At 38.9% G+C, this 19,547-nt stretch carries 28 protein-coding genes and 1 pseudogene; 27 read left to right on the top strand and 2 right to left on the bottom strand.

The genetic code is table 11. The annotated features are described in order from the left end of the window. The first annotated feature begins 28 nt into the window (after positions 1–28). The 26 genes and pseudogenes from rplE (at position 29) to ACFTQ7_RS11450 (ending at position 16,934) form a co-directional block, all read left to right on the top strand. The gene (gene rplE / locus ACFTQ7_RS11575; protein WP_079562362.1) at positions 29–568 is read left to right on the top strand and encodes a 50S ribosomal protein L5; all 540 of its coding nucleotides are present in this window, start codon (positions 29–31) and stop codon (positions 566–568) included. Between the two features lie 21 nt (positions 569–589). After that, a complete protein-coding gene (locus ACFTQ7_RS11570) occupies positions 590–775 on the top strand; it encodes a type Z 30S ribosomal protein S14 (RefSeq protein WP_004233656.1) in 186 nt (61 codons plus the stop codon). Positions 776–804: 29 nt separating this feature from the next. Then, positions 805–1,203 carry a 30S ribosomal protein S8 gene (gene rpsH / locus ACFTQ7_RS11565; protein WP_008181717.1) on the top strand — a complete coding sequence of 133 codons (399 nt, stop codon included), beginning with the start codon at positions 805–807 and terminating at the stop codon, positions 1,201–1,203. A gap of 30 nt (positions 1,204–1,233) precedes the next feature. After that, positions 1,234–1,773: a 50S ribosomal protein L6 gene (gene rplF / locus ACFTQ7_RS11560; RefSeq protein ID WP_079562361.1), complete on the top strand. Its 540-nt coding sequence runs from the start codon at positions 1,234–1,236 to the stop codon at positions 1,771–1,773. A gap of 32 nt (positions 1,774–1,805) precedes the next feature. Further along, positions 1,806–2,165, top strand: coding sequence for a 50S ribosomal protein L18 (gene rplR, locus ACFTQ7_RS11555; protein ID WP_075807301.1), 360 nt, complete (start codon positions 1,806–1,808; stop codon positions 2,163–2,165). 21 nt (positions 2,166–2,186) lie between these two features. Continuing rightward, positions 2,187–2,690 (top strand): 30S ribosomal protein S5, encoded by a 504-nt coding sequence (gene rpsE, locus ACFTQ7_RS11550; protein ID WP_053482806.1) that lies wholly within the window; start codon positions 2,187–2,189, stop codon positions 2,688–2,690. Between the two features lie 13 nt (positions 2,691–2,703). Continuing rightward, complete coding sequence (gene rpmD, locus ACFTQ7_RS11545) at positions 2,704–2,886, top strand: 50S ribosomal protein L30 (protein ID WP_349660269.1); 183 nt, start codon at positions 2,704–2,706, stop codon at positions 2,884–2,886. A gap of 34 nt (positions 2,887–2,920) precedes the next feature. Then, positions 2,921–3,361 carry a 50S ribosomal protein L15 gene (rplO, locus tag ACFTQ7_RS11540; RefSeq protein ID WP_079562360.1) on the top strand — a complete coding sequence of 147 codons (441 nt, stop codon included), beginning with the start codon at positions 2,921–2,923 and terminating at the stop codon, positions 3,359–3,361. Then, positions 3,361–4,656, top strand: a complete 1,296-nt coding sequence (gene secY, locus ACFTQ7_RS11535) for a preprotein translocase subunit SecY (protein WP_349660270.1) — start codon at positions 3,361–3,363, stop codon at positions 4,654–4,656. The genes rplO and secY overlap by 1 nt, the downstream gene beginning before the upstream one ends. Positions 4,657–4,726: 70 nt before the next feature. Beyond that, positions 4,727–5,380, top strand: a complete 654-nt coding sequence (locus tag ACFTQ7_RS11530; protein WP_079562358.1) for an adenylate kinase — start codon at positions 4,727–4,729, stop codon at positions 5,378–5,380. 250 nt (positions 5,381–5,630) lie between these two features. Next, positions 5,631–5,708: pseudogene (locus ACFTQ7_RS11525) on the top strand (type I methionyl aminopeptidase); the annotation flags it as partial. An 86-nt stretch (positions 5,709–5,794) separates the two neighbouring features. Beyond that, the gene (gene infA, locus ACFTQ7_RS11520; protein WP_004233690.1) at positions 5,795–6,013 is read left to right on the top strand and encodes a translation initiation factor IF-1; all 219 of its coding nucleotides are present in this window, start codon (positions 5,795–5,797) and stop codon (positions 6,011–6,013) included. Positions 6,014–6,050: 37 nt separating this feature from the next. Continuing rightward, positions 6,051–6,164: a 50S ribosomal protein L36 gene (gene rpmJ / locus ACFTQ7_RS11515; RefSeq protein WP_000868344.1), complete on the top strand. Its 114-nt coding sequence runs from the start codon at positions 6,051–6,053 to the stop codon at positions 6,162–6,164. 24 nt (positions 6,165–6,188) lie between these two features. Continuing rightward, positions 6,189–6,554: a 30S ribosomal protein S13 gene (gene rpsM, locus ACFTQ7_RS11510; RefSeq protein ID WP_049662875.1), complete on the top strand. Its 366-nt coding sequence runs from the start codon at positions 6,189–6,191 to the stop codon at positions 6,552–6,554. A gap of 25 nt (positions 6,555–6,579) precedes the next feature. Then, the gene (gene rpsK / locus ACFTQ7_RS11505) at positions 6,580–6,969 is read left to right on the top strand and encodes a 30S ribosomal protein S11 (RefSeq protein ID WP_053482801.1); all 390 of its coding nucleotides are present in this window, start codon (positions 6,580–6,582) and stop codon (positions 6,967–6,969) included. A 139-nt stretch (positions 6,970–7,108) separates the two neighbouring features. Continuing rightward, positions 7,109–8,053, top strand: a complete 945-nt coding sequence (locus ACFTQ7_RS11500; RefSeq protein ID WP_004233733.1) for a DNA-directed RNA polymerase subunit alpha — start codon at positions 7,109–7,111, stop codon at positions 8,051–8,053. A 57-nt stretch (positions 8,054–8,110) separates the two neighbouring features. After that, positions 8,111–8,491: a 50S ribosomal protein L17 gene (gene rplQ / locus ACFTQ7_RS11495; RefSeq protein WP_012296051.1), complete on the top strand. Its 381-nt coding sequence runs from the start codon at positions 8,111–8,113 to the stop codon at positions 8,489–8,491. 512 nt (positions 8,492–9,003) lie between these two features. Then, entirely contained in the window at positions 9,004–9,849 is an 846-nt protein-coding gene (locus tag ACFTQ7_RS11490; RefSeq protein WP_349660271.1) for an energy-coupling factor ABC transporter ATP-binding protein, read from the top strand. Then, entirely contained in the window at positions 9,825–10,697 is an 873-nt protein-coding gene (locus tag ACFTQ7_RS11485; protein WP_386828839.1) for an energy-coupling factor ABC transporter ATP-binding protein, read from the top strand. The genes ACFTQ7_RS11490 and ACFTQ7_RS11485 overlap by 25 nt, the downstream gene beginning before the upstream one ends. Further along, on the top strand, positions 10,694–11,491 hold the full coding sequence (locus tag ACFTQ7_RS11480; protein ID WP_349660273.1) for an energy-coupling factor transporter transmembrane component T family protein: 798 nt from the start codon (positions 10,694–10,696) through the stop codon (positions 11,489–11,491). Before ACFTQ7_RS11485 ends, ACFTQ7_RS11480 begins: the two co-directional genes overlap by 4 nt. A 14-nt stretch (positions 11,492–11,505) precedes the next feature. Then, entirely contained in the window at positions 11,506–12,246 is a 741-nt protein-coding gene (gene truA, locus ACFTQ7_RS11475; protein WP_386828838.1) for a tRNA pseudouridine(38-40) synthase TruA, read from the top strand. Between the two features lie 584 nt (positions 12,247–12,830). Continuing rightward, positions 12,831–13,268, top strand: a complete 438-nt coding sequence (rplM, locus tag ACFTQ7_RS11470) for a 50S ribosomal protein L13 (protein ID WP_053596074.1) — start codon at positions 12,831–12,833, stop codon at positions 13,266–13,268. Between the two features lie 25 nt (positions 13,269–13,293). Continuing rightward, positions 13,294–13,686 carry a 30S ribosomal protein S9 gene (gene rpsI / locus ACFTQ7_RS11465; protein ID WP_004233744.1) on the top strand — a complete coding sequence of 131 codons (393 nt, stop codon included), beginning with the start codon at positions 13,294–13,296 and terminating at the stop codon, positions 13,684–13,686. A 223-nt stretch (positions 13,687–13,909) separates the two neighbouring features. Further along, on the top strand, positions 13,910–14,860 hold the full coding sequence (locus tag ACFTQ7_RS11460) for a DUF4822 domain-containing protein (RefSeq protein WP_386828837.1): 951 nt from the start codon (positions 13,910–13,912) through the stop codon (positions 14,858–14,860). A gap of 233 nt (positions 14,861–15,093) precedes the next feature. Beyond that, entirely contained in the window at positions 15,094–15,807 is a 714-nt protein-coding gene (locus ACFTQ7_RS11455; protein ID WP_197142500.1) for an N-acetylmuramoyl-L-alanine amidase, read from the top strand. Positions 15,808–15,878: 71 nt separating this feature from the next. Continuing rightward, positions 15,879–16,934: a P-loop NTPase gene (locus tag ACFTQ7_RS11450; RefSeq protein ID WP_349660276.1), complete on the top strand. Its 1,056-nt coding sequence runs from the start codon at positions 15,879–15,881 to the stop codon at positions 16,932–16,934. Positions 16,935–16,987: 53 nt separating this feature from the next. Here ACFTQ7_RS11450 and gerD read toward each other — a convergent pair whose 3' ends face one another. Continuing rightward, a complete protein-coding gene (gene gerD / locus ACFTQ7_RS11445; protein ID WP_386828835.1) occupies positions 16,988–17,584 on the bottom strand; it encodes a spore germination lipoprotein GerD in 597 nt (198 codons plus the stop codon). 153 nt (positions 17,585–17,737) lie between these two features. On the opposite strand from gerD, the gene ACFTQ7_RS11440 reads away from it, so the two are divergent. Further along, on the top strand, positions 17,738–18,412 hold the full coding sequence (locus ACFTQ7_RS11440; protein ID WP_079562349.1) for a KinB-signaling pathway activation protein: 675 nt from the start codon (positions 17,738–17,740) through the stop codon (positions 18,410–18,412). 159 nt (positions 18,413–18,571) lie between these two features. Here ACFTQ7_RS11440 and ACFTQ7_RS11435 read toward each other — a convergent pair whose 3' ends face one another. Then, a complete protein-coding gene (locus ACFTQ7_RS11435) occupies positions 18,572–19,231 on the bottom strand; it encodes a hypothetical protein (protein WP_349660279.1) in 660 nt (219 codons plus the stop codon). Positions 19,232–19,547 lie beyond the last annotated feature (316 nt).

Raw genomic sequence — 19,547 nt, 5'->3', positions numbered from 1 at the left:
TTTCTATAAAAAGAAGGGAGGTACACAAATGAGCCGCCTAAAAGAAAAATATTTAAATGAAGTTTCAACTGCTCTTATGAGCAAGTTTGGATATAAATCAGTTATGCAATTGCCGAAAGTTGACAAAATCGTTATCAACATGGGTGTTGGTGATGCAGTTCAAAACTCAAAAGCATTAGATGCAGCTGTAGAAGAATTAACAATTATCACTGGTCAAAAACCAGTTGTAACTAAAGCGAAAAAATCGATCGCAGGTTTCCGTCTACGTGAAGGTATGCCTATCGGTGCTAAAGTTACATTACGCGGTGAGCGTATGTATGAATTCTTGGACAAATTAATCTCAATTTCACTACCTCGTGTACGTGACTTCCGTGGTGTTTCTAAAAAAGCATTCGACGGTCGCGGTAACTACACTTTAGGTGTTAAAGAGCAATTAATTTTCCCAGAAATCGATTACGATAAAGTTTCAAAAGTACGCGGTATGGACATCGTGATCGTAACGACAGCGAATTCTGATGAAGAAGCTCGCGAGTTATTGACACAATTCGGTATGCCGTTCCAAAAGTAATTAAACAAGGAGGGCGAAAACGTGGCTAAAAAATCTATGATCGTTAAACAACAACGTAAGCAAAAGTTTAAAGTGCAAGAATATACACGTTGTGAACGCTGTGGCCGTCCACACTCTGTATATCGTAAATTTAAACTTTGCCGTATTTGTTTCCGAGAACTTGCATATAAGGGACAAATTCCTGGCGTGAAAAAAGCCAGCTGGTAATCCCCTAATTTGGGAAGGAGGTAAATGTAATGACAATGACTGATCCGATTGCAGATATGCTTACTCGCATTCGTAATGCGAACATGGTTCGTCACGAGAAGTTAGAAGTACCAGCTTCCAACGTGAAAAAAGAAATCGCTGAAATTTTAAAGCGTGAAGGTTTCGTACGTGACGTAGAATACGTGGAAGACAACAAGCAAGGTATTATCCGTATCTTCTTAAAATACGGTAAAGATAACGAACGTGTTATCACTGGCTTAAAACGTATTTCTAAACCTGGTCTACGAGTATATGCTAAAACAAATGAAGTGCCTAAAGTACTGAACGGTCTTGGTATCGCTTTAGTGTCAACTTCACAAGGTTTATTAACAGATAAAGAAGCTCGCGCTAAACAAGTTGGCGGCGAAGTTCTAGCATACGTTTGGTAATTAGCAATAAATGAATGGAGGTGCAACTAAATGTCTCGTGTAGGTAAAAAAATTATCGAGGTACCAGCTAACGTAACTGTTACTGTTGCAGCTGACAACACAGTTACCGTTAAAGGTCCTAAAGGCGAACTTGTTCGTTCTTTCCACCAAGATATGAAAATTGAGCAAGAAGGTAACGTGATTTCTGTATCTCGTCCTTCTGACTCAAAAGAACACCGCACAAACCACGGTACAACACGTGCGCTATTAGCGAACATGATTACTGGTGTTTCTGCAGGTTTCGAAAAATCATTAGAACTAATCGGTGTCGGTTACCGTGCGCAATTACAAGGTAAAAAACTTGTTCTTAACGTAGGTTATTCACATCCAGTTGAGTTCACACCTGAAGATGGTTTAGAAGTTGAAGTTCCTTCAAACACTAAGATCATCGTTAAAGGTATTAGCAAAGAACGCGTTGGTGCTCTTGCATCTAACATCCGTGACGTGCGTCCACCAGAGCCTTACAAAGGTAAAGGTATCCGTTATGAAGGCGAATATGTTCGTCGTAAAGAAGGTAAAACAGGTAAATAATGCTGCCTAAGCATTAGAAAGGAGTGACCCTTGTGATTACGAAACAAGATAAAAATCAGGTTCGTAAAAAACGTCATGCGCGCGTACGTTCTAAAATTTCGGGTACTGCTGAGCGTCCACGCTTAAACGTATTCCGTTCAAACAAGAACATCTACGCTCAACTTATCGATGACGTAGCAGGCGTAACAATTGTTAGCGCATCTTCTCAAGAAAATGGTTTTGAAGCTGCTGGTAGCAATGTTGATGCTGCAACTAAAGTCGGTGAAACAATCGCAAAACGCGCTACGGAAAAAAATATTACTGCTGTAGTATTTGACCGTGGTGGTTACTTATATCATGGACGTGTAAAAGCTTTAGCTGAAGCTGCACGTGAGAACGGTTTAGAATTTTAATAAAAAGGAGGGACACATTTCATGAGTCGAATTGACGCAAACAAACTTGGAGAACTTGAAGAACGCGTAGTTACTATTAACCGTGTTGCTAAAGTTGTTAAAGGTGGACGTCGCTTCCGCTTCACAGCATTAGTTGTTGTTGGCGATAAAAACGGTCACGTTGGATTCGGTACTGGTAAAGCTCAAGAGGTGCCAGATGCTATCCGTAAAGCTGTTGAAGATGCGAAGAAAAACTTAATCGAAGTGCCACGCGTAGGTGGAACAACTCCACACTTAGTGCAAGGTCGCTTTGGTGCAGGAGAAATCCTAATTAAACCTGCTGCTCCTGGTACAGGGGTTATCGCTGGTGGTCCAGTACGTGCCGTACTAGAACTTGCTGGTATTACTGATATTCTTTCAAAATCTCTTGGAACTAACACACCAATCAATATGGTGCGTGCAACTATTCAAGGTTTAACTGAATTAAAACGCGTAGAGGACGTAGCTAAATTACGTGGTAAATCAGTGGAAGAAATATTAGGATAAGGGGGGAAAGATAATGGCTAACAAATTAGAAATCACCCTTACAAAATCTGTGATTGGTACTAAACCAGCACAACGCAAAACTATTGAAGCATTAGGTTTACGTAAATTAAACCAAACTGTTGAGAAAGCTGATAATGCAGCGACTCGCGGTATGATCGATGTAGTAGCTCACTTAGTTACTGTAAAAGAAAACTAATTTTTAATTAACGAACAAGGAGGTGCCATCCAATATGAAACTTCATGAGTTAAAACCAGCAGAAGGTTCCCGTAAAGTACGTAACCGCGTAGGTCGCGGTATCGGTTCTGGTAACGGTAAAACTGCAGGTAGAGGTCATAAAGGTCAAAACTCTCGTTCTGGCGGCGGTGTACGCCCAGGATTCGAAGGTGGTCAAAACCCTTTATTCCGTCGTTTACCGAAACGCGGCTTTACTAACATTAACCGTAAAGAGTACGCGATCGTTAATCTTGACACATTAAACCGTTTTGAAGATGGTGCAGAAGTAACAACTGCATTATTACTTGAATCAGGTTTAGTGAGCAATGAAAAAGCTGGAATTAAAGTTCTTGGAAACGGAACTCTTAACAAAAAGCTTACAGTAAAAGCTCATAAATTCTCAGCTTCGGCTAAAGAAGCAATTGAAAATGCCGGCGGAACTACTGAGGTGATTTAATGTTTCAGACGATCTCTAACTTTATGCGTGTTCGAGATATACGAAATAAAATCATTTTTACTCTTTTAATGTTAATCGTTTTCCGTATTGGTACGTTCGTACCAGTACCAAACGTTGACGCTAATGTATTAAAGGCAACTGATGAGTTTAACCTCGTTGGTTTCCTGAATACTTTTGGCGGTGGTGCTTTGAAAAACTTCTCTATCTTCGCGATGGGGATTATGCCTTACATCACTGCTTCAATTATTGTTCAGTTATTGCAAATGGACGTAGTACCGAAATTTGCTGAGTGGGCAAAGCAAGGTGAAGTCGGAAGACGTAAACTTGCACAATTTACTCGTTACTTTACAATTATTCTTGCCTTTATCCAATCATTCGCAATGTCATTTGGTTTTAATAGAATGTATGGTGGATCTTTGATTAAAGATGAGGGGATTTTAACATATGTTATTATTGCTATTGTATTAACAGCGGGTACAGCATTCCTAGTATGGCTTGCTGATCAAATTACTGCGCATGGAGTTGGGAATGGTATTTCAGTTGTAATTTTCGCAGGTATCGTTGCGGCATTACCGACTGGCATTAACCAAATCTATGCACAGCAAATCGAGGGTGCTGGTGATAAGTTATTTATCAATCTAGTGATTCTTGGTTTACTTGTTTTAGTTTTGCTTGCAGTTGTTGTTGGAGTTATCTATGTGCAACAAGCACTACGTAAAATTCCAATTCAATATGCAAAACGAGTTACTGGACGCAATCAACAAACAGGTTCTCAACAAACGCATTTACCGTTAAAAGTAAATGCTGCAGGAGTTATTCCGGTAATTTTTGCTTCAGCGTTTCTGATGACACCTCGTACGTTAGTTCCGTTCTTGGGTGAAGGTGGCGTAGCAACATTTATTTCTAACACGTTTGATTATACAAAACCTGTTGGGATGATTGTTTACGTTATCTTAATCATCGCTTTCACATATTTCTATGCATTCATACAAGTGAATCCAGAAAATGTGGCAGATAACTTGAAAAAGCAAGGTGCTTACATTCCAGGTATTCGTCCTGGTGAAAGTACTCAAACGTATTTAACAAGCGTGTTATATCGTCTGACATTTGTCGGTGCGATTTTCTTAACTGTTATATCAGTAATGCCGATTATAATCATAAACTTTATGAATCTACCTGCCACAGTGCAGATCGGTGGTACTAGTATAATTATCGTAGTCGGCGTTGCGCTGGAAACGATGAAACAGCTAGAATCTCAACTTGTTAAACGTCACTACAAAGGCTTTATGAAATAATGTTGGTTTTTAGGGAACGGTTCATCGTTTCCTGAAATCAGCAAACCTTTTGTGGGAGGAATATTTCCGTATGAATATCGTTTTAATGGGTCTGCCAGGTGCTGGTAAAGGTACTCAAGCAGATAAAATCGTTGAGAAGTACGCGATTCCTCATATTTCTACAGGCGATATGTTCCGTGCTGCTATGAAAGATGGTACAGAACTAGGCTTGCAAGCTAAATCGTTCATTGATCAAGGTGCTCTAGTACCTGATGAAGTAACGATTGGTATTGTTCGCGAGCGACTTGCTAAACATGATTGTGAAAAGGGCTTCTTATTAGATGGATTCCCACGTACTGTTCCTCAAGCTGAAGCTTTAGACAGCATCCTTGCTGATCTTGGTAAAGCTATTGAACATACAATTAACATCCAAGTTGAAAAAGATGAGTTAGTTGCTCGTCTATCAGGTCGTCGTATTTGTAAAACTTGTGGAACATCTTATCATCTAATTTTCAATCCTCCAGCTGAGGAAGGAAAATGTGATAAAGATGGTGGCGAGCTTTACACACGTGCGGATGATAATCCTGAAACGGTTGCAAACCGTCTGGAAGTAAATATGAAACAAGCACAACCTTTACTGAACTACTATGAAGTAAAAGGTGTGTTAACAAATATAGATGGACAGCAAGATATTAACAAAGTGTTTGCTGATCTTGATGCTCTTTTACAGGGCAGCCGCAGCTGATACCCGGCTCCGGGCGCAGAATACTGCTTCCGCGGGAGGCATGCGGGAGCAACAACGAAACATAATTTTTTTTGAGAGTTGCAAAAGCATATTGTGCCCGGTATATATTTCTTTTAAAAAGTGCAACATGACTTTTGAAAGAGTATAATGGGTTTCGTGGAAGCATCTGTGTAACGGGTATGAATATCTCATCAAAGACATTCCGGTATTCGTGTAAACATGGGAGGTTCAGTGCCCTAAATGGTTCTGTATATTCCGTGGATTGTGTGAAGCGAAACCAGACGAGCGTCTTTCAAACATCTCTCATACAATCCAAACATATGTTGAAACGAGGTTGCTTCTATAGTTGCAGCAGATATCCGTTTGATGTAACGATGAGAACTTTAATTTGCATATAGAGAGGAGACAGAGTAGATGGCGAAAGATGATGTAATTGAAGTCGAAGGGACAGTTGTTGAGACTTTGCCAAACGCGATGTTTAAGGTAGAATTAGAAAATGGACATGTGATTCTAGCACACGTTTCTGGTAAGATTCGTATGCACTTTATCCGCATTCTACCTGGAGATAAGGTTACTATCGAGTTATCTCCTTATGATTTAACTCGCGGTCGTATCACATACCGTTTTAAATAATCTTTTGCGCTCCGGACTACTAAGGAGGTTAGGTTAGATGAAAGTGAGACCATCTGTGAAACCGATCTGCGAAAAATGTAAAGTAATTCGCCGACGCGGTAAAGTAATGGTAATCTGTGAAAATCCTAAACACAAACAAAAACAAGGTTAATTCTAAAGGAGGTGCACAACGTACATGGCACGTATTGCTGGTGTTGATATTCCTCGCGACAAACGCGTGGTAATTTCATTAACTTACATTTACGGTATTGGTAAAACTACAGCTCAGAAAGTATTAGCAGACGCAGGTATTTCAGAAGATACACGCGTACGCGACTTAACTGAAGATGAGTTAAACAAAATCCGTGAACAATTAGACTCTTACAAACTTGAAGGTGACTTACGTCGCGAAACTTCATTAAATATCAAACGTCTGATGGAAATCGGTTCATTCCGTGGTATCCGTCACCGTCGTGGTTTACCTGTTCGTGGTCAAAATACGAAGAACAATGCGCGTACGCGTAAAGGTCCTCGTAAAACTGTAGCGAACAAGAAAAAATAATAAGTAAAGGAGGTTCCTTCTTAACATGGCTCGTAAACAACAAACTCGTAAACGTCGTGTGAAAAAGAATATCGAATCTGGTATCGCACACATTCGTTCTACATTTAACAATACAATCGTAACGATTACAGATATGCAAGGTAACGCTGTATCTTGGTCAAGTGCTGGTGCTCTTGGTTTCCGTGGTTCACGTAAATCTACACCATTCGCTGCTCAAATGGCTGCAGAAACTGCTGCTAAAGCATCCCTTGAACATGGTCTGAAAACGTTGGAAGTAACTGTTAAAGGTCCTGGTGCAGGTCGTGAAGCTGCAATTCGTGCACTTCAAGCTGCTGGTTTAGATGTAACTGCTATTAAAGACGTTACTCCAGTTCCTCATAATGGTTGCCGTCCGCCAAAACGTCGTCGCGTGTAATGGGTGCGTCTCATATTGTATGAGAACATCATTTTTTGTACAGACTGTCTTGTGCAGATAATAAACGATACGTCAATGACGATCGAATCTATGATGGAAAGAACCTATACATTCGATGTTTTGAAGGAGGGTAAATAAAATGATCGAAATTGAAAAACCAAAGATTGAAACGGTGGAGATCAGCGAAGATTCCAAATATGGAAAGTTTGTTGTAGAACCGCTTGAACGCGGATATGGAAACACTTTGGGTAATTCTTTACGTCGTATCCTTCTGTCTTCATTACCAGGAGCTGCTGTCACTTCAATTCAAATTGACGGTGTTCTTCACGAATTCTCAACTGTAGAAGGCGTTGTAGAGGATGTAGCTTCAATTATTTTGAACGTGAAAAAACTAGCTCTTAAAATCTACTCTGACGAAGAAAAAGTTATTGAGATTGATGTAAAAGGCGATGGTACAGTTACAGCTGCTGACATTACACATGACAGTGATGTAGAAATTTTAAACCCGGATCTATATATTGCAACAATCGCTAAAAACGGTCATTTACGTATGCGTATGTACGCTCAACGCGGCCGTGGTTACACTCCTGCTGATCAAAACAAACGTGAGGATCTTCCTATCGGCGTGATCCCGATCGACTCTATTTACACTCCAGTATCACGCGTCAATTTCCAAGTGGAAAATACTCGTGTAGGTCAGTCTTCTGACTACGATAAACTTTCTCTTGATGTGTGGACAGATGGTAGCATCGGTCCGAAAGAGGCGATTTCGCTCGGAGCAAAAATTTTAACCGAGCATCTAAACATCTTCGTTGGCATGACAGATGAGGCACAAACTGCTGAAATCATGGTCGAAAAAGAAGAAGATCAAAAAGAAAAAGTTTTAGAGATGACTATCGAAGAACTTGATCTTTCTGTTCGTTCTTATAACTGCTTAAAACGCGCTGGTATTAATACAGTACTAGAACTTGCGAATAAGTCAGAAGACGACATGATGAAAGTTCGTAACCTTGGACGTAAGTCACTTGAAGAAGTAAAAGCGAAGTTAGAAGAGCTTGGTTTAGGGTTACGCAAAGAAGACTAAGCGATTTAAACAAAACTTACAAGATCAGATAATTTTTTATAAAGGAGGGAAACATCCATGGGTTACAGAAAACTTGGTCGTACAAGTTCTCAACGTAAAGCGATGTTACGTGACTTAGCTACTGATTTAATCATCAACGAGCGTATCGAAACTACTGAGGCTCGCGCTAAAGAAGTACGTAAAGCTGTTGAAAAAATGATTACTTTAGGTAAACGCGGAGATTTACACGCACGCCGTCAAGCTGCTGCATTCATCCGTCGTGAACTAGTAACAACTACTGATGCTGAAGGTAACGAAACAACTTCATTTGCACTGCAAAAGTTATTTGATGATGTTGCACCACGTTATGCAGAACGTCAAGGTGGTTACACTCGTATTCTTAAAGTAGGTCCTCGTCGTGGTGACGGTGCACCTGTTGTTGTGATTGAATTAGTTTAATCATAAGAGAAAACAAGTGGTGAAGAGGGTGGAATCACCACCCTCTTTCTTTATAAACGATTTATACGACAAATAATTAAGCTGAGCGTTATGATGAGCGGACACTGTTGTGTGGCGTCTCGTTTAGCTCTCCGCACCTCATTCAGAGGGAACAAGGGCTTGAGCACCCGTGTTTCTTGAAAATGTAACGACTAGCGCATTTCTATCGAATGAGGTGCGCGCTTTTTTATTTTTTAGGGAAGTAAGAGATAGCGCCAATTTAATGGTGCTTTTTTTTATAGGCTGATTTTATAATGGTAGTCACCGGGACGATTAGGGTGGCTCGTTCCAATATATGATGTATTCTTGAAAGATAACCTTAAAATTATACGTACACTTATATGGGGCAGACAAAAGAATGGAAAGTGATTTTAGCACTTTTCTTTTATCGACATACTGATTGTAGTAGAAATCATACATAAAAAAGTGTAAGTTAGTTAGTAGAGCTGAGCATGTAGAGAGGAGTTCTAGAAATGCCAGAAATTTTATCATTAAATAATGTGACATTTTCATATACACCAGAAGAAAAAGAAAGTCGCAATGCTGTCGAAAATGTAAGCTTTGCGGTACAGGAAGGTGAATGGATTGCCATTGTTGGCCATAACGGTTCCGGTAAATCCACTATTGCAAAGCTTATGAATGGATTGCTTTATCCACAGCAAGGGGATGTCCGTATTTTACGACAACCATTGAGTGAAGAAAACTTGTGGGAAAGCCGTTCACAAATGGGCATGGTTTTTCAAAATCCAGACAATCAATTTGTTGGAGCGACAGTGCAGGATGATGTTGCTTTTGCTCTTGAAAATAACGGAGTACCGTTTGAAGAGATGGTAGAACGTGTCCATGCAGCACTCGACCAAGTAAAAATGAATAACTTTTTAGATCATGAGCCACATCATTTATCGGGTGGGCAAAAGCAGCGTGTTGCCATTGCAGGCGCACTCGCGTTGAAACCTAAGCTCCTTATTCTTGATGAAGCTACTTCTATGCTAGATCCACAAGGCCGTATTGAGGTACTACAAACAGTTCAAACTTTACGTGCTGAAACAGGGTTAACGGTACTATCTATTACGCATGATTTAGAAGAAGCTATGCTTGCAGACCGTGTTCTCTTTATGAATGACGGTAAGAAATTTGCTGAGGGTACACCTGCTGAAATTTTCACACTTGGGGACAAGCTAGTTGAGTTTGGATTAGACTTGCCATTTGCCATGAAGTTATCAAAGCTATTGCAAAAGGAAGGTGTTCCATTAATGGGACAACATATGACAGAAGAAGAGTTGGTGAATGATTTATGGACATCAAACTTCAACAAGTAAGTTATGCTTATGCACAGGGTACACCTTTTGAAAAACGTGCTTTATTTGATGTGGATTTTGAAATTCCTTCACATACGTACCAGGCAATTATCGGACATACGGGTTCCGGTAAATCGACAATTCTTCAACATTTTAATGCACTTCTAAAACCAACATCTGGAGAAGTACATATCGGGGATCGTATTGTTGTAGCTGGAAAAAAAGCCAAGGATTTAAAGGCAGTACGTCAAAAGGTTGGCATTGTGTTTCAATTCCCGGAGCATCAGCTATTTGAAGAAACTGTATTAAAGGATATTATGTTTGGTCCTATGAACTTTGGTGTTTCGGAGCAAGAGGCAGAAGCACGAGCAAAGGAGCTAGTAGGCTTAGTAGGCTTACCAGGTGACGTACTTGAAAAATCACCTTTTGATTTATCCGGTGGACAAATGCGCAGGGTAGCAATTGCTGGTGTTTTGGCGATGGAACCTGAAGTGATTGTTTTAGATGAACCAACCGCAGGGCTTGATCCACGCGGTCAAAAAGAGATTATGGATATGTTTTATAATCTACACAAGGAACGTGGCCTAACAACGATACTCGTTACGCATAGTATGGAGGACGCAGCTCGTTATGCAGATAGTATTGTCATTATGCATGAAGGGAAAAATGTACTAAGTGGCAAACCTCAAGAAATTTTTAAAGATGTAGAGACATTAAAGAATTTCCGCTTAGAACCACCTCGTATCGTACGATTTCAACAAAAAATTGAAAAAATGATAAACAAATCATTCTCGAAGATATGCTTAACTGAAGAAGAGTTAGCAATTGAAATTGCTCGAGTTCTAAGAGAGGAGCGTGGACAGTCATGATGGAGAAAATGATATTTGGACGCTTTCTTCCAGGAAATTCTCCAGTTCATAAGCTCGATCCACGGTCAAAGCTTATATTTGTGTTTGCATTCATCATTATTGTTTTTTTAGCAAACAATACTGTGACATATGCTTTTCTATTAGCGTTTACCTTACTCATTGTACTAGTGTCACGGATTCGATTGTATTTTTTAATTAACGGTCTAAAGCCAGTACTTTTTCTAATGGCGTTTACCTTCTTAATTCATATATTTATGACGAAAGAAGGCGCCCTTGTATTTGAGTGGAAGTTTATCACTATTTATGAAGAAGGTATCCGACAAGGGATATTTATTTCGATACGTTTTCTAGTTCTAGTGTTTATGACATCTATCTTAACACTTACAACGTCACCGATTTCCATTACGGATGGCATTGAAGTGCTGCTAAATCCATTAAAAGCGGTGAAAGTGCCAGTACATGAGTTAGCTCTAATGATGTCTATTTCATTGCGCTTTATCCCAACGTTAATGGATGAAACAGATAAAATTATGAAAGCACAAATGGCACGTGGTTCGGATTTATCTTCAGGGCCAATTAAGGATCGTATTAAAGCGGTTGTGCCATTATTGGTACCTCTCTTTGTAAGTGCTTTTAAACGAGCTGAGGATTTAGCAACAGCTATGGAAGTAAGAGGCTACCGTGGAGGCGAAGGGCGTACGAGATATCGCAAGCTAAAGTGGGATATGAGTGATACATTTGCACTTATGTTATTAGTAGCAATGGCCGTATTACTATTCTTCTATAGAAGTTAAAAGGAGTAATCTTTATGCGAAGATTAAAAGCAATTATAAGTTATGATGGAACGCAATTTTCTGGTTACCAAGTACAGCCTGGAGAGCGTACAGTACAGGCAGAGCTTGAACGTGTTCTAGCCATTATGCATAAAGGAGAAAAGATCAAGGTAACAGCTAGTGGACGTACAGATGCAAGAGTGCATGCAACAGGTCAAACATTGCATTTTGATTCACCACTCGCGATTCCAGTAGAAAAATACATGAAAGCATTAAACGTTCAACTGCCAAGAGATATTCGAGTAATGTCGATGGAAGAAGTAGCTGCTGATTTTCATGCTCGCTACAGTGTAACAGGGAAGCGGTACCGATATATATGGACATGTGAGCCCGTACAAAGTCCATTCCGCAGACATTACACAGTAGAGACAAATGGTGTGAAGCCAAATGTTGAGGCAATGCAGGAGGCGGCAAAGGCTATTATCGGTACACATGATTTTTCATGCTTTTGTGCAGCCAATACAAGTGTCAAAGATAAAGTACGCACAGTGTCTACGCTACGATTTGAATGGTATGGTGAGGAGCTACATATGGTGATTGAAGGAAATGGCTTCTTATATAATATGGTCCGAATTATCGCAGGCACGCTTTGGGAAGTTGGTATAGGACGTCGTGACATTGAGAACGTGGAGTTAGTCGTTAAATCTATGAATCGCGATCAAGCAGGCAAAACTGCACCTCCACAAGGTCTATATCTTGAGAAAGTCTTCTATTAAAGGCTCCCACCATAACGTGAGGTTGATTTCCGTTCCGACTGGGCGCTTTGTCACTGACGCTTCGCTTTCGCGCAGTTAAAACATTTGTCACTGACGCTTCGCTTTCGCACAGAGCAAAGCTCCCTGGGGGCGTCGGGGCAACAGGATGTTGGTCACGAAGGCGTTATCACAGGACGTGATGCTTTTAGCCTTCGTTCCTCTATTGCTGATCCCCAAGGAGTCGCCCGGTCTCCACTTCAATCAACCTATATCAATTTCGCCTTGGCGTAATTGCATACGTTTTAACAACTGTCATCTCCAGCTTTTATGACAGTTATTAAAAAGAACAACTGGTGAATGTTGTGAAATTTTTGACGCGAAATATCATTATATTTTAAAAATGAAGGCTCATAAAAGCCCTAATTTAACCAATCAATAAATCTGAACAACTTCTCCAGGTGTTTATTGAAATTGCTTGACTTTAAAAGTCATTCATTATATGATAACAGATGGTATTTTCATTACCACCACAAATAAGCCCCGAAAACTTATAGTGTAGTTTAATGAAAAATAACGGTAATCGAATCGATTAGGAGGATATATACATGCGTACAACATTCATGGCTAAAGGTCACGAAGTAGACCGTAAATGGCTAGTAGTTGATGCAGAAGGCCAAACTCTTGGACGTTTAGCTTCTGAAGTAGCTGCTATCTTACGTGGTAAACATAAACCAACATTCACACCAAACGTTGACACAGGTGATCACGTAATCATCATCAACGCTGACAAAATCCATTTAACTGGTAACAAATTAGAGGGTAAACTTTACCGTCACCATACTCAATTTGCAGGTGGATTAAAAACTCGTACTGCTGGTGAAATGCTAGACAAGTACCCAACAAGAATGATCGAATTAGCAATTAAAGGGATGCTTCCTAAAAACTCTTTAGGTCGCAAAATGTTCGGTAAACTAAACGTTTACACTGGAACAGAGCACCCACACGCTGCACAAAAACCAGAAGCATACGAGCTTCGCGGATAATATAAATTAAGAGGAGGATATTACTTTGGCACAAGTTCAATACATCGGCACTGGTCGCCGTAAAAGCTCTGTAGCTCGCGTACGTTTAGTACCAGGTACAGGTAAAATTGTTATCAACAAACGTGAAATCGAAGAATACGTACCATTCGCTGCATTACGTGAAGTAATTAAACAACCATTAGTAGCTACTGAAACTACAGGAAGCTATGACATCCACGTAAACGTTAACGGTGGTGGATACACTGGTCAAGCTGGTGCAGTACGTCATGGTATCGCACGTGCTCTACTTCAAGTAGACCCAGATTTCCGTGCTGCATTAAAATCTGCTGGATTACTTACTCGTGATTCACGCATGAAAGAACGTAAAAAACCAGGTCTACGCGGCGCTCGTCGTGCACCTCAGTTCTCAAAACGTTAATATTACGTATATCAACGTTTCCAAACCCTTTCTCGAATATTTTCGAGAAAGGGTTTTTTTGTTTGGAAAATGTTATACCTGGGTTCTTAGTGAACTTCAAGTATTGCAAGAAGCCCTGAGGCACTTTTATTGGCTAATGCTAGTAGCAATTATGATGTGTAATTTATATAGAAATGGCGGATACTACTTTTAAGTTGTTTATTCTGAAAGTGGAGGTCAATAGATGAAAAAGCTACTAATAGTATCACTTGCAGCAATGGCACTTCTTGGTGCATGTCAGAATAAAACTGACGTAAAAAAAACGGAGGAAGTAAAAACAGGGAAAACTGAAGATCAGAGACAGCTGGAAATGACAGAAGGTCAAGCAAATGCCGCCATTCTTAGTAGTACGAACTGGCAAGCCTCAAAAGTTTACGATAAAAATAATAAAGATGTAACAGCGGAGAATTCTAATTTAATGGCCCTTGCGAAATATGATGCTGAATCAGGACGCTATGAATTCTTCGATCCAAATACAGCTGGAAGTCTTGACGATAAAGGGATTTTCTTTTTTACGAATGACGGAAAGCATAGAATATTGATTTCAGAAACGAAAAATTACCAAGCAATTGAAGAGATTACTAAGATAAAAAATGATATGTTTACGTATAAAAAAATGGGTGAAGATGCAAATGGTAAAGATGTAGAGGTCTTCGTTGAGCATGTCCCTTATAAGGAAAAAAAGCTAACATTTACTGAATCAGCTAAAGCTTTAAATAATTCGACGGGCACTGTTGTTAAGGATGTGGATGGAGATAAAATCTTAGCTGATACGCTTTGGCAAGGAAGCGTTGTATTAGATGTAAATAAGAATGATGTAACACAGTATAATAGAAATTTCATTAGCCTAGCGAAATATGATGCTAATACGAATAAATACGAATTTTTCAATCCTGAAACAGGTGAAAGTCGCGGTGACTATGGGTACTTTAATGTTATCGATGGAAATAAATTAAGAGCCCATGTTTCAATTGGCGACAATAAATATGGGGCTGTACTCGAAATTACCGAGTTAAACAATAAGAAATTTACGTATCAAAGAACTGGGAAAGATAAAGATGGTAAGGATATAACAGTATTTGTTGAGCATGAACCTTATACAGGTAAGTTTAAACCTGAATTTACGCTAAAATAAGAAATTAACGGCGTTAGTCCTTAGAGTACAAATGGATTAATGCCGTTTTATCATTACCCAAAAAGTATCTTTCACTACTAATCAAACACTCAATTTTAACTTCTTTCGATAAACAAAAAACCGCAAAAAGTAGGCTAAGAGTTCCTTTCTAATTACTTAAAGAGTTTTTTTACTTTCTAGCATAGTTCAATCACTAACTTCGTACACTAAATATAAAAGGGTGGTGGATATGGGTGAAGCGCTGGCTTGCACTAGGAGTAATTATGCTAATGAGTATAGTGGTCGTGGCATATGAAACGAATGCTTCGAACCGTAACTTCTTCTTACCGGACCCACTTGGTGGCATAAAAATTGTCATTGATGCGGGACACGGAGGTCAAGATGGAGGTGCTTCGAAGGGTGAAGTAATTGAAAAGGAGATTACACTTGCAATTGCTCAGCATGTTGAGAAGCAATTAAAGAAAAAAGGCGCAACAGTCGTAATGACACGAACAAAAGATGGTGATGTAATCGATGAGCATGCGTCCTCAGAAAAGTTTGGAACTTTGAGAGAACGAAAAAAGCAGGACATCTTTTTAAGAAAAGACATAGTAGAAAAAGAAAAACCGGATATTTTTATTACAATTCATGCAAATGCCATTCCTGAAACAAAATGGCGTGGAGCACAGGTGTTTTATCATCAAGAAGGACATGCTGAAAGTGAATTTTTAGCAAAGAGTATTCAAGATTCCATTCGCACTAATTTGAAAAATACTGATCGAGAAGCAATGTCGATAAAACAAATATATTTACTGAAAAAAGCTGAGGTACCTGCTGCACTAGTAGAAACAGGATTTATAAGTAATGATGAGGAACGTGCACTATTAATAGATAAGAAATACCAAGAAAAAATGGGAGATGCCATTGTTGAAGGTATAGAAGAGTATTTATTAGCAAAAATTGAATAGAGCAACAACACAACGGAAATCAAATCATTATGATATACTAACATTGAGATAATATAAGGGGAGTGTTCGTCGTGATAAATGAACAACAAGTACGAGAAATACTAGGACAACTACAAGATCCATTTTTACATAAATCATTCGCTGAAACAGACGGTATTACAAACGTAACAATAAAAGAAGAGAAGAATCATGTGAGTGTAAAAATTGCGATTGCTAAAACAAATACACCTGAACAATTACAGCTACAAATGAAAATTGTTGAAGTTTTAAAAGAAGCGGGTGCAAATACAGTTGGAATTCGTTTCGAAGAGTTGTCAGCAGAAAAACTACAGAGCTTCCGTGGTGTAGCAACTGAAGCTGAAGCGCAAGATATTTTATCTCCGCTTAGCACAGTACAAGTTATTTCAATTGCCTCTGGTAAAGGCGGGGTAGGGAAATCTACAGTATCAGTTAACTTAGCTGTTGCATTAGCTCGACTAGGTAAGAAGGTTGGTTTAATTGATGCTGATATTTATGGTTTCAGTGTACCTGATATGATGGGCGTGACAGATATGCCTAAAGTGGTGGACAATCGAATTTTCCCTGTTGATCGTTTAGGTGTGAAAATGATTTCAATGGGCTTCTTTGTTGAAAATAACGCACCGATTGTATGGCGTGGACCAATGTTAGGTAAAGTGTTAGATCAGTTCTTCCGTGATGTAGAATGGGGCGAGCTAGACTATCTACTATTGGATTTACCACCAGGTACAGGTGACGTTGCATTAGATATTCACCAAATGCTTCCTTCATCAAAAGAAATTGTCGTAACAACACCACATCCGACGGCAGCGTTTGTTGCAGCTCGTGCAGGTGCAATGGCTTTACAAACAGACCATGAAATTTTAGGTGTTATTGAAAACATGGCATGGTATGAATCGAAATCAGGTGACCGTGAATTCGTATTCGGTCAAGGTGGAGGACCAAAGTTAGCAGAAGAGCTACGTACAGAGCTACTTGGTCAAATTCCTCTTGGTCAACCTGATTGGTCAGAAGAAGATTTTGCACCTTCTGTTTATGCTGAAAAACACACAACAGGTCAAATCTATTTAGACATTGCGACGAACATCATTAATAAATTAAATAAATAATGAAAACGGATTTCCTCAAACAATGGAGGAAATCCGTTTTTACATATAAGTGATTACTGAGGGCCTTTTTGTTCACTATCTTCTCCACCGCCACTAGCTTCTTTTTTATCGCCAGCCTTACCTGTCTCGCCACCGCTTTTCCTAATAAGCTCCTGCCATTTTGCTTGCATAAGTGGACTTTCAATCGTTTCCTTGACGACAGTTTCCACTTCTTTTCTCATATTGGAGGATTTTAGAATGGTCTCTAACTGCTTTTGCATATCTGGCTGGCCAAAGAAAGCCTCCATATCTTTTTGGAAAGTGGGGTCTTTTATTAATTCCTTCATAATATCCTGTTGTTGCTTCTGCATACTTTTAGCTACGGTTTCTTTAAATTTTGGATCTTCGAAAGTTTTCTTCCAAAAGTCTTCTGCTTCTTTGGAAAGCAAGGTAGCCTCAGTAGCTTTCTTCACTTCATCATGCTCCAAAACCAATAATTCACGGAAACTTGGTTCCTCTAAAAGCTTTCGCAGCGCCTTTTTACCATCCTCGGTTTGTAAAGAGTCGATCATTATTTTTTTTATTTCTTCATAGGACATGGTAGAGGCTTTCTCTTGTGAACAGGCAGAAAGAAACAGCATTAGAATTAGTAGTAAGAAGAATTTTCGCATGAATAATCAGTCCTTTCTTATAGATAGACTCTTTCAATTATTGTTCACATTTATGATGACTTTATGTATTGGTTAAGATGAGAAATAGCTTTTTTAACAATGCATTGTTAAAATAAGTACAGATATACATAAGAAATTGGGGGACTTTTAGTTGTGACAATACGAAATTGGGCTAAGTTTTTCTTCTTTGCAATGCTTGTTGGTGGCGCAGTCAACGGAATTTGCAGTTTGTTTATTCGATGGGACTTCTTCCAACCATATATTGCAAACGGTCACTGGGGAGAATTTTTGGCCGGGCTTTTATGGATGGTTTTCTTAGGATTTACAATGAGTGTTATTGCACAGGCAGGCTTTTTTGCTTATTTAACGCTTCATCAAGTAGGGGTTAATATTTTTAGAACACTTACATTATGGAATTGGGTGCAGCTGGTATTAATTGCTATTACTATTTTTGATATTATATTCTTCCGCTTTATACCTGGTGTGAAAGATGGACAAAGCTGGGTGTTCTATAGTGGTTTGTTAATTTTATTAATATTCGGTGCTATAGCAACAGCTATTCAAAAAGTAAAATTAACTGGAAAAAAACACGTTTTCATTTCGGCATTATTTTTTATGATTGTTGTTACAACACTAGAATGGACAATTGCATTAATGGGTCGAGATGAAAATATTAACGAATATGTTGCATTATTACTATTCCCACTACTCGCTGTAAATGCTTATCAACTATTAGTATTACCAAAATATAATGCAAAATCCGAAGAAGATCGTCAAAAATTAGAAGCACGCCGTAAAGCACGTCGTGAACAAGCTAAAAACGCATAATCATAAAAAAGAAGTTGCCTCTATAATTCGTGGAGGCAACTTCTTTTTTATCCTGTATTAACAAATAGTAATTTTTGAAAGTAAAGGTATATGAGAGATCAACTGTCCGTTGGGGAAGACTAGTGGGGATGAAGAAACCCCACTGATTAAAGTATCATTTTATGGTGATTTTTTAGTTTGAACTTTATAGCCGAATATATTTTCCTCAATCGACATAAATTTATTTTGTTGTAGGAATGTATTGAGCTCTTTAATCGAGACTTTATTATTTTGGTGTAAAGATAGAAAAACAAAATCTCCCTTTTGTAATTTAGGTGTCTTTTCACCTGTCCAGATTAGGGAGGGAGAAAGTATATTCATTTGTTGTTGAAATAAGTTATTTTGTAAATCCTGCGAATACTGGTGATTTCGTGTTGCAAACCAAAGTGGGGTTTCTTGTAAATGCTTTTCGTAAATATTAATATCTTTTTGAACGGCGGCAAGATCAACTGGCTTATCCAAGGAATCCTCAGGTCCTAATAAGCCTGTAGGTAGCTTGCGTTCTTGAATGACTTTTATGTGCTCAGGTGAACGTTTAATCCACTCAGCATCTAACAAAAGAAGTGGATAAGGTTCTTTTACAGTTTTAAGCCAGTCCAACAGGGCTTCATCAGAGAAAGAAATTTCGACAACAAGTGATGTGCCATAATGTCCTTTTGTTACAACTGCTGGAGCATCGGCGATGTTGAATACAGAGATCATAGTAGAATTTATCGGCTTTATAAAGACAAACAATATTACGATGAAAATCAGAGAAATCAATGTTTTACGAATCATCATAACAACCTCGTTTCTAAATTTTTAACTTCTTTCAGCAAATGTTTTCGTAGCGAAAGCAAAGCGTCAGCTACAGGAGTTAATGCCTCTGGACGCGATTATGCCGAGGCATAAATAATACGGAAAAATAAAGTCTTAAAAAAACTTATGATATAGTGTTGACTTTCATGAATAATCGATGTTATTATGTATAAGTCGCCAAGAGGTGACACAGTAAATTAAAAAATGAACCTTGAAAACTGAACAAGCAAAACGTAATCAATAAAGTTTTTAGTAACTAACCTTGAGTTAGTGAACGAAACAAAATTTTGGACATCAA

This window comes from Lysinibacillus sp. NPDC056959, assembly GCF_042674095.1.
Taxonomy (GTDB): Bacteria; Bacillota; Bacilli; order Bacillales_A; family Planococcaceae; genus Lysinibacillus; species Lysinibacillus zambalensis.
The sequence above is the reverse complement of the archived record's forward strand: the minus strand, read 5'-3'. Positions and strand labels throughout refer to the sequence as shown.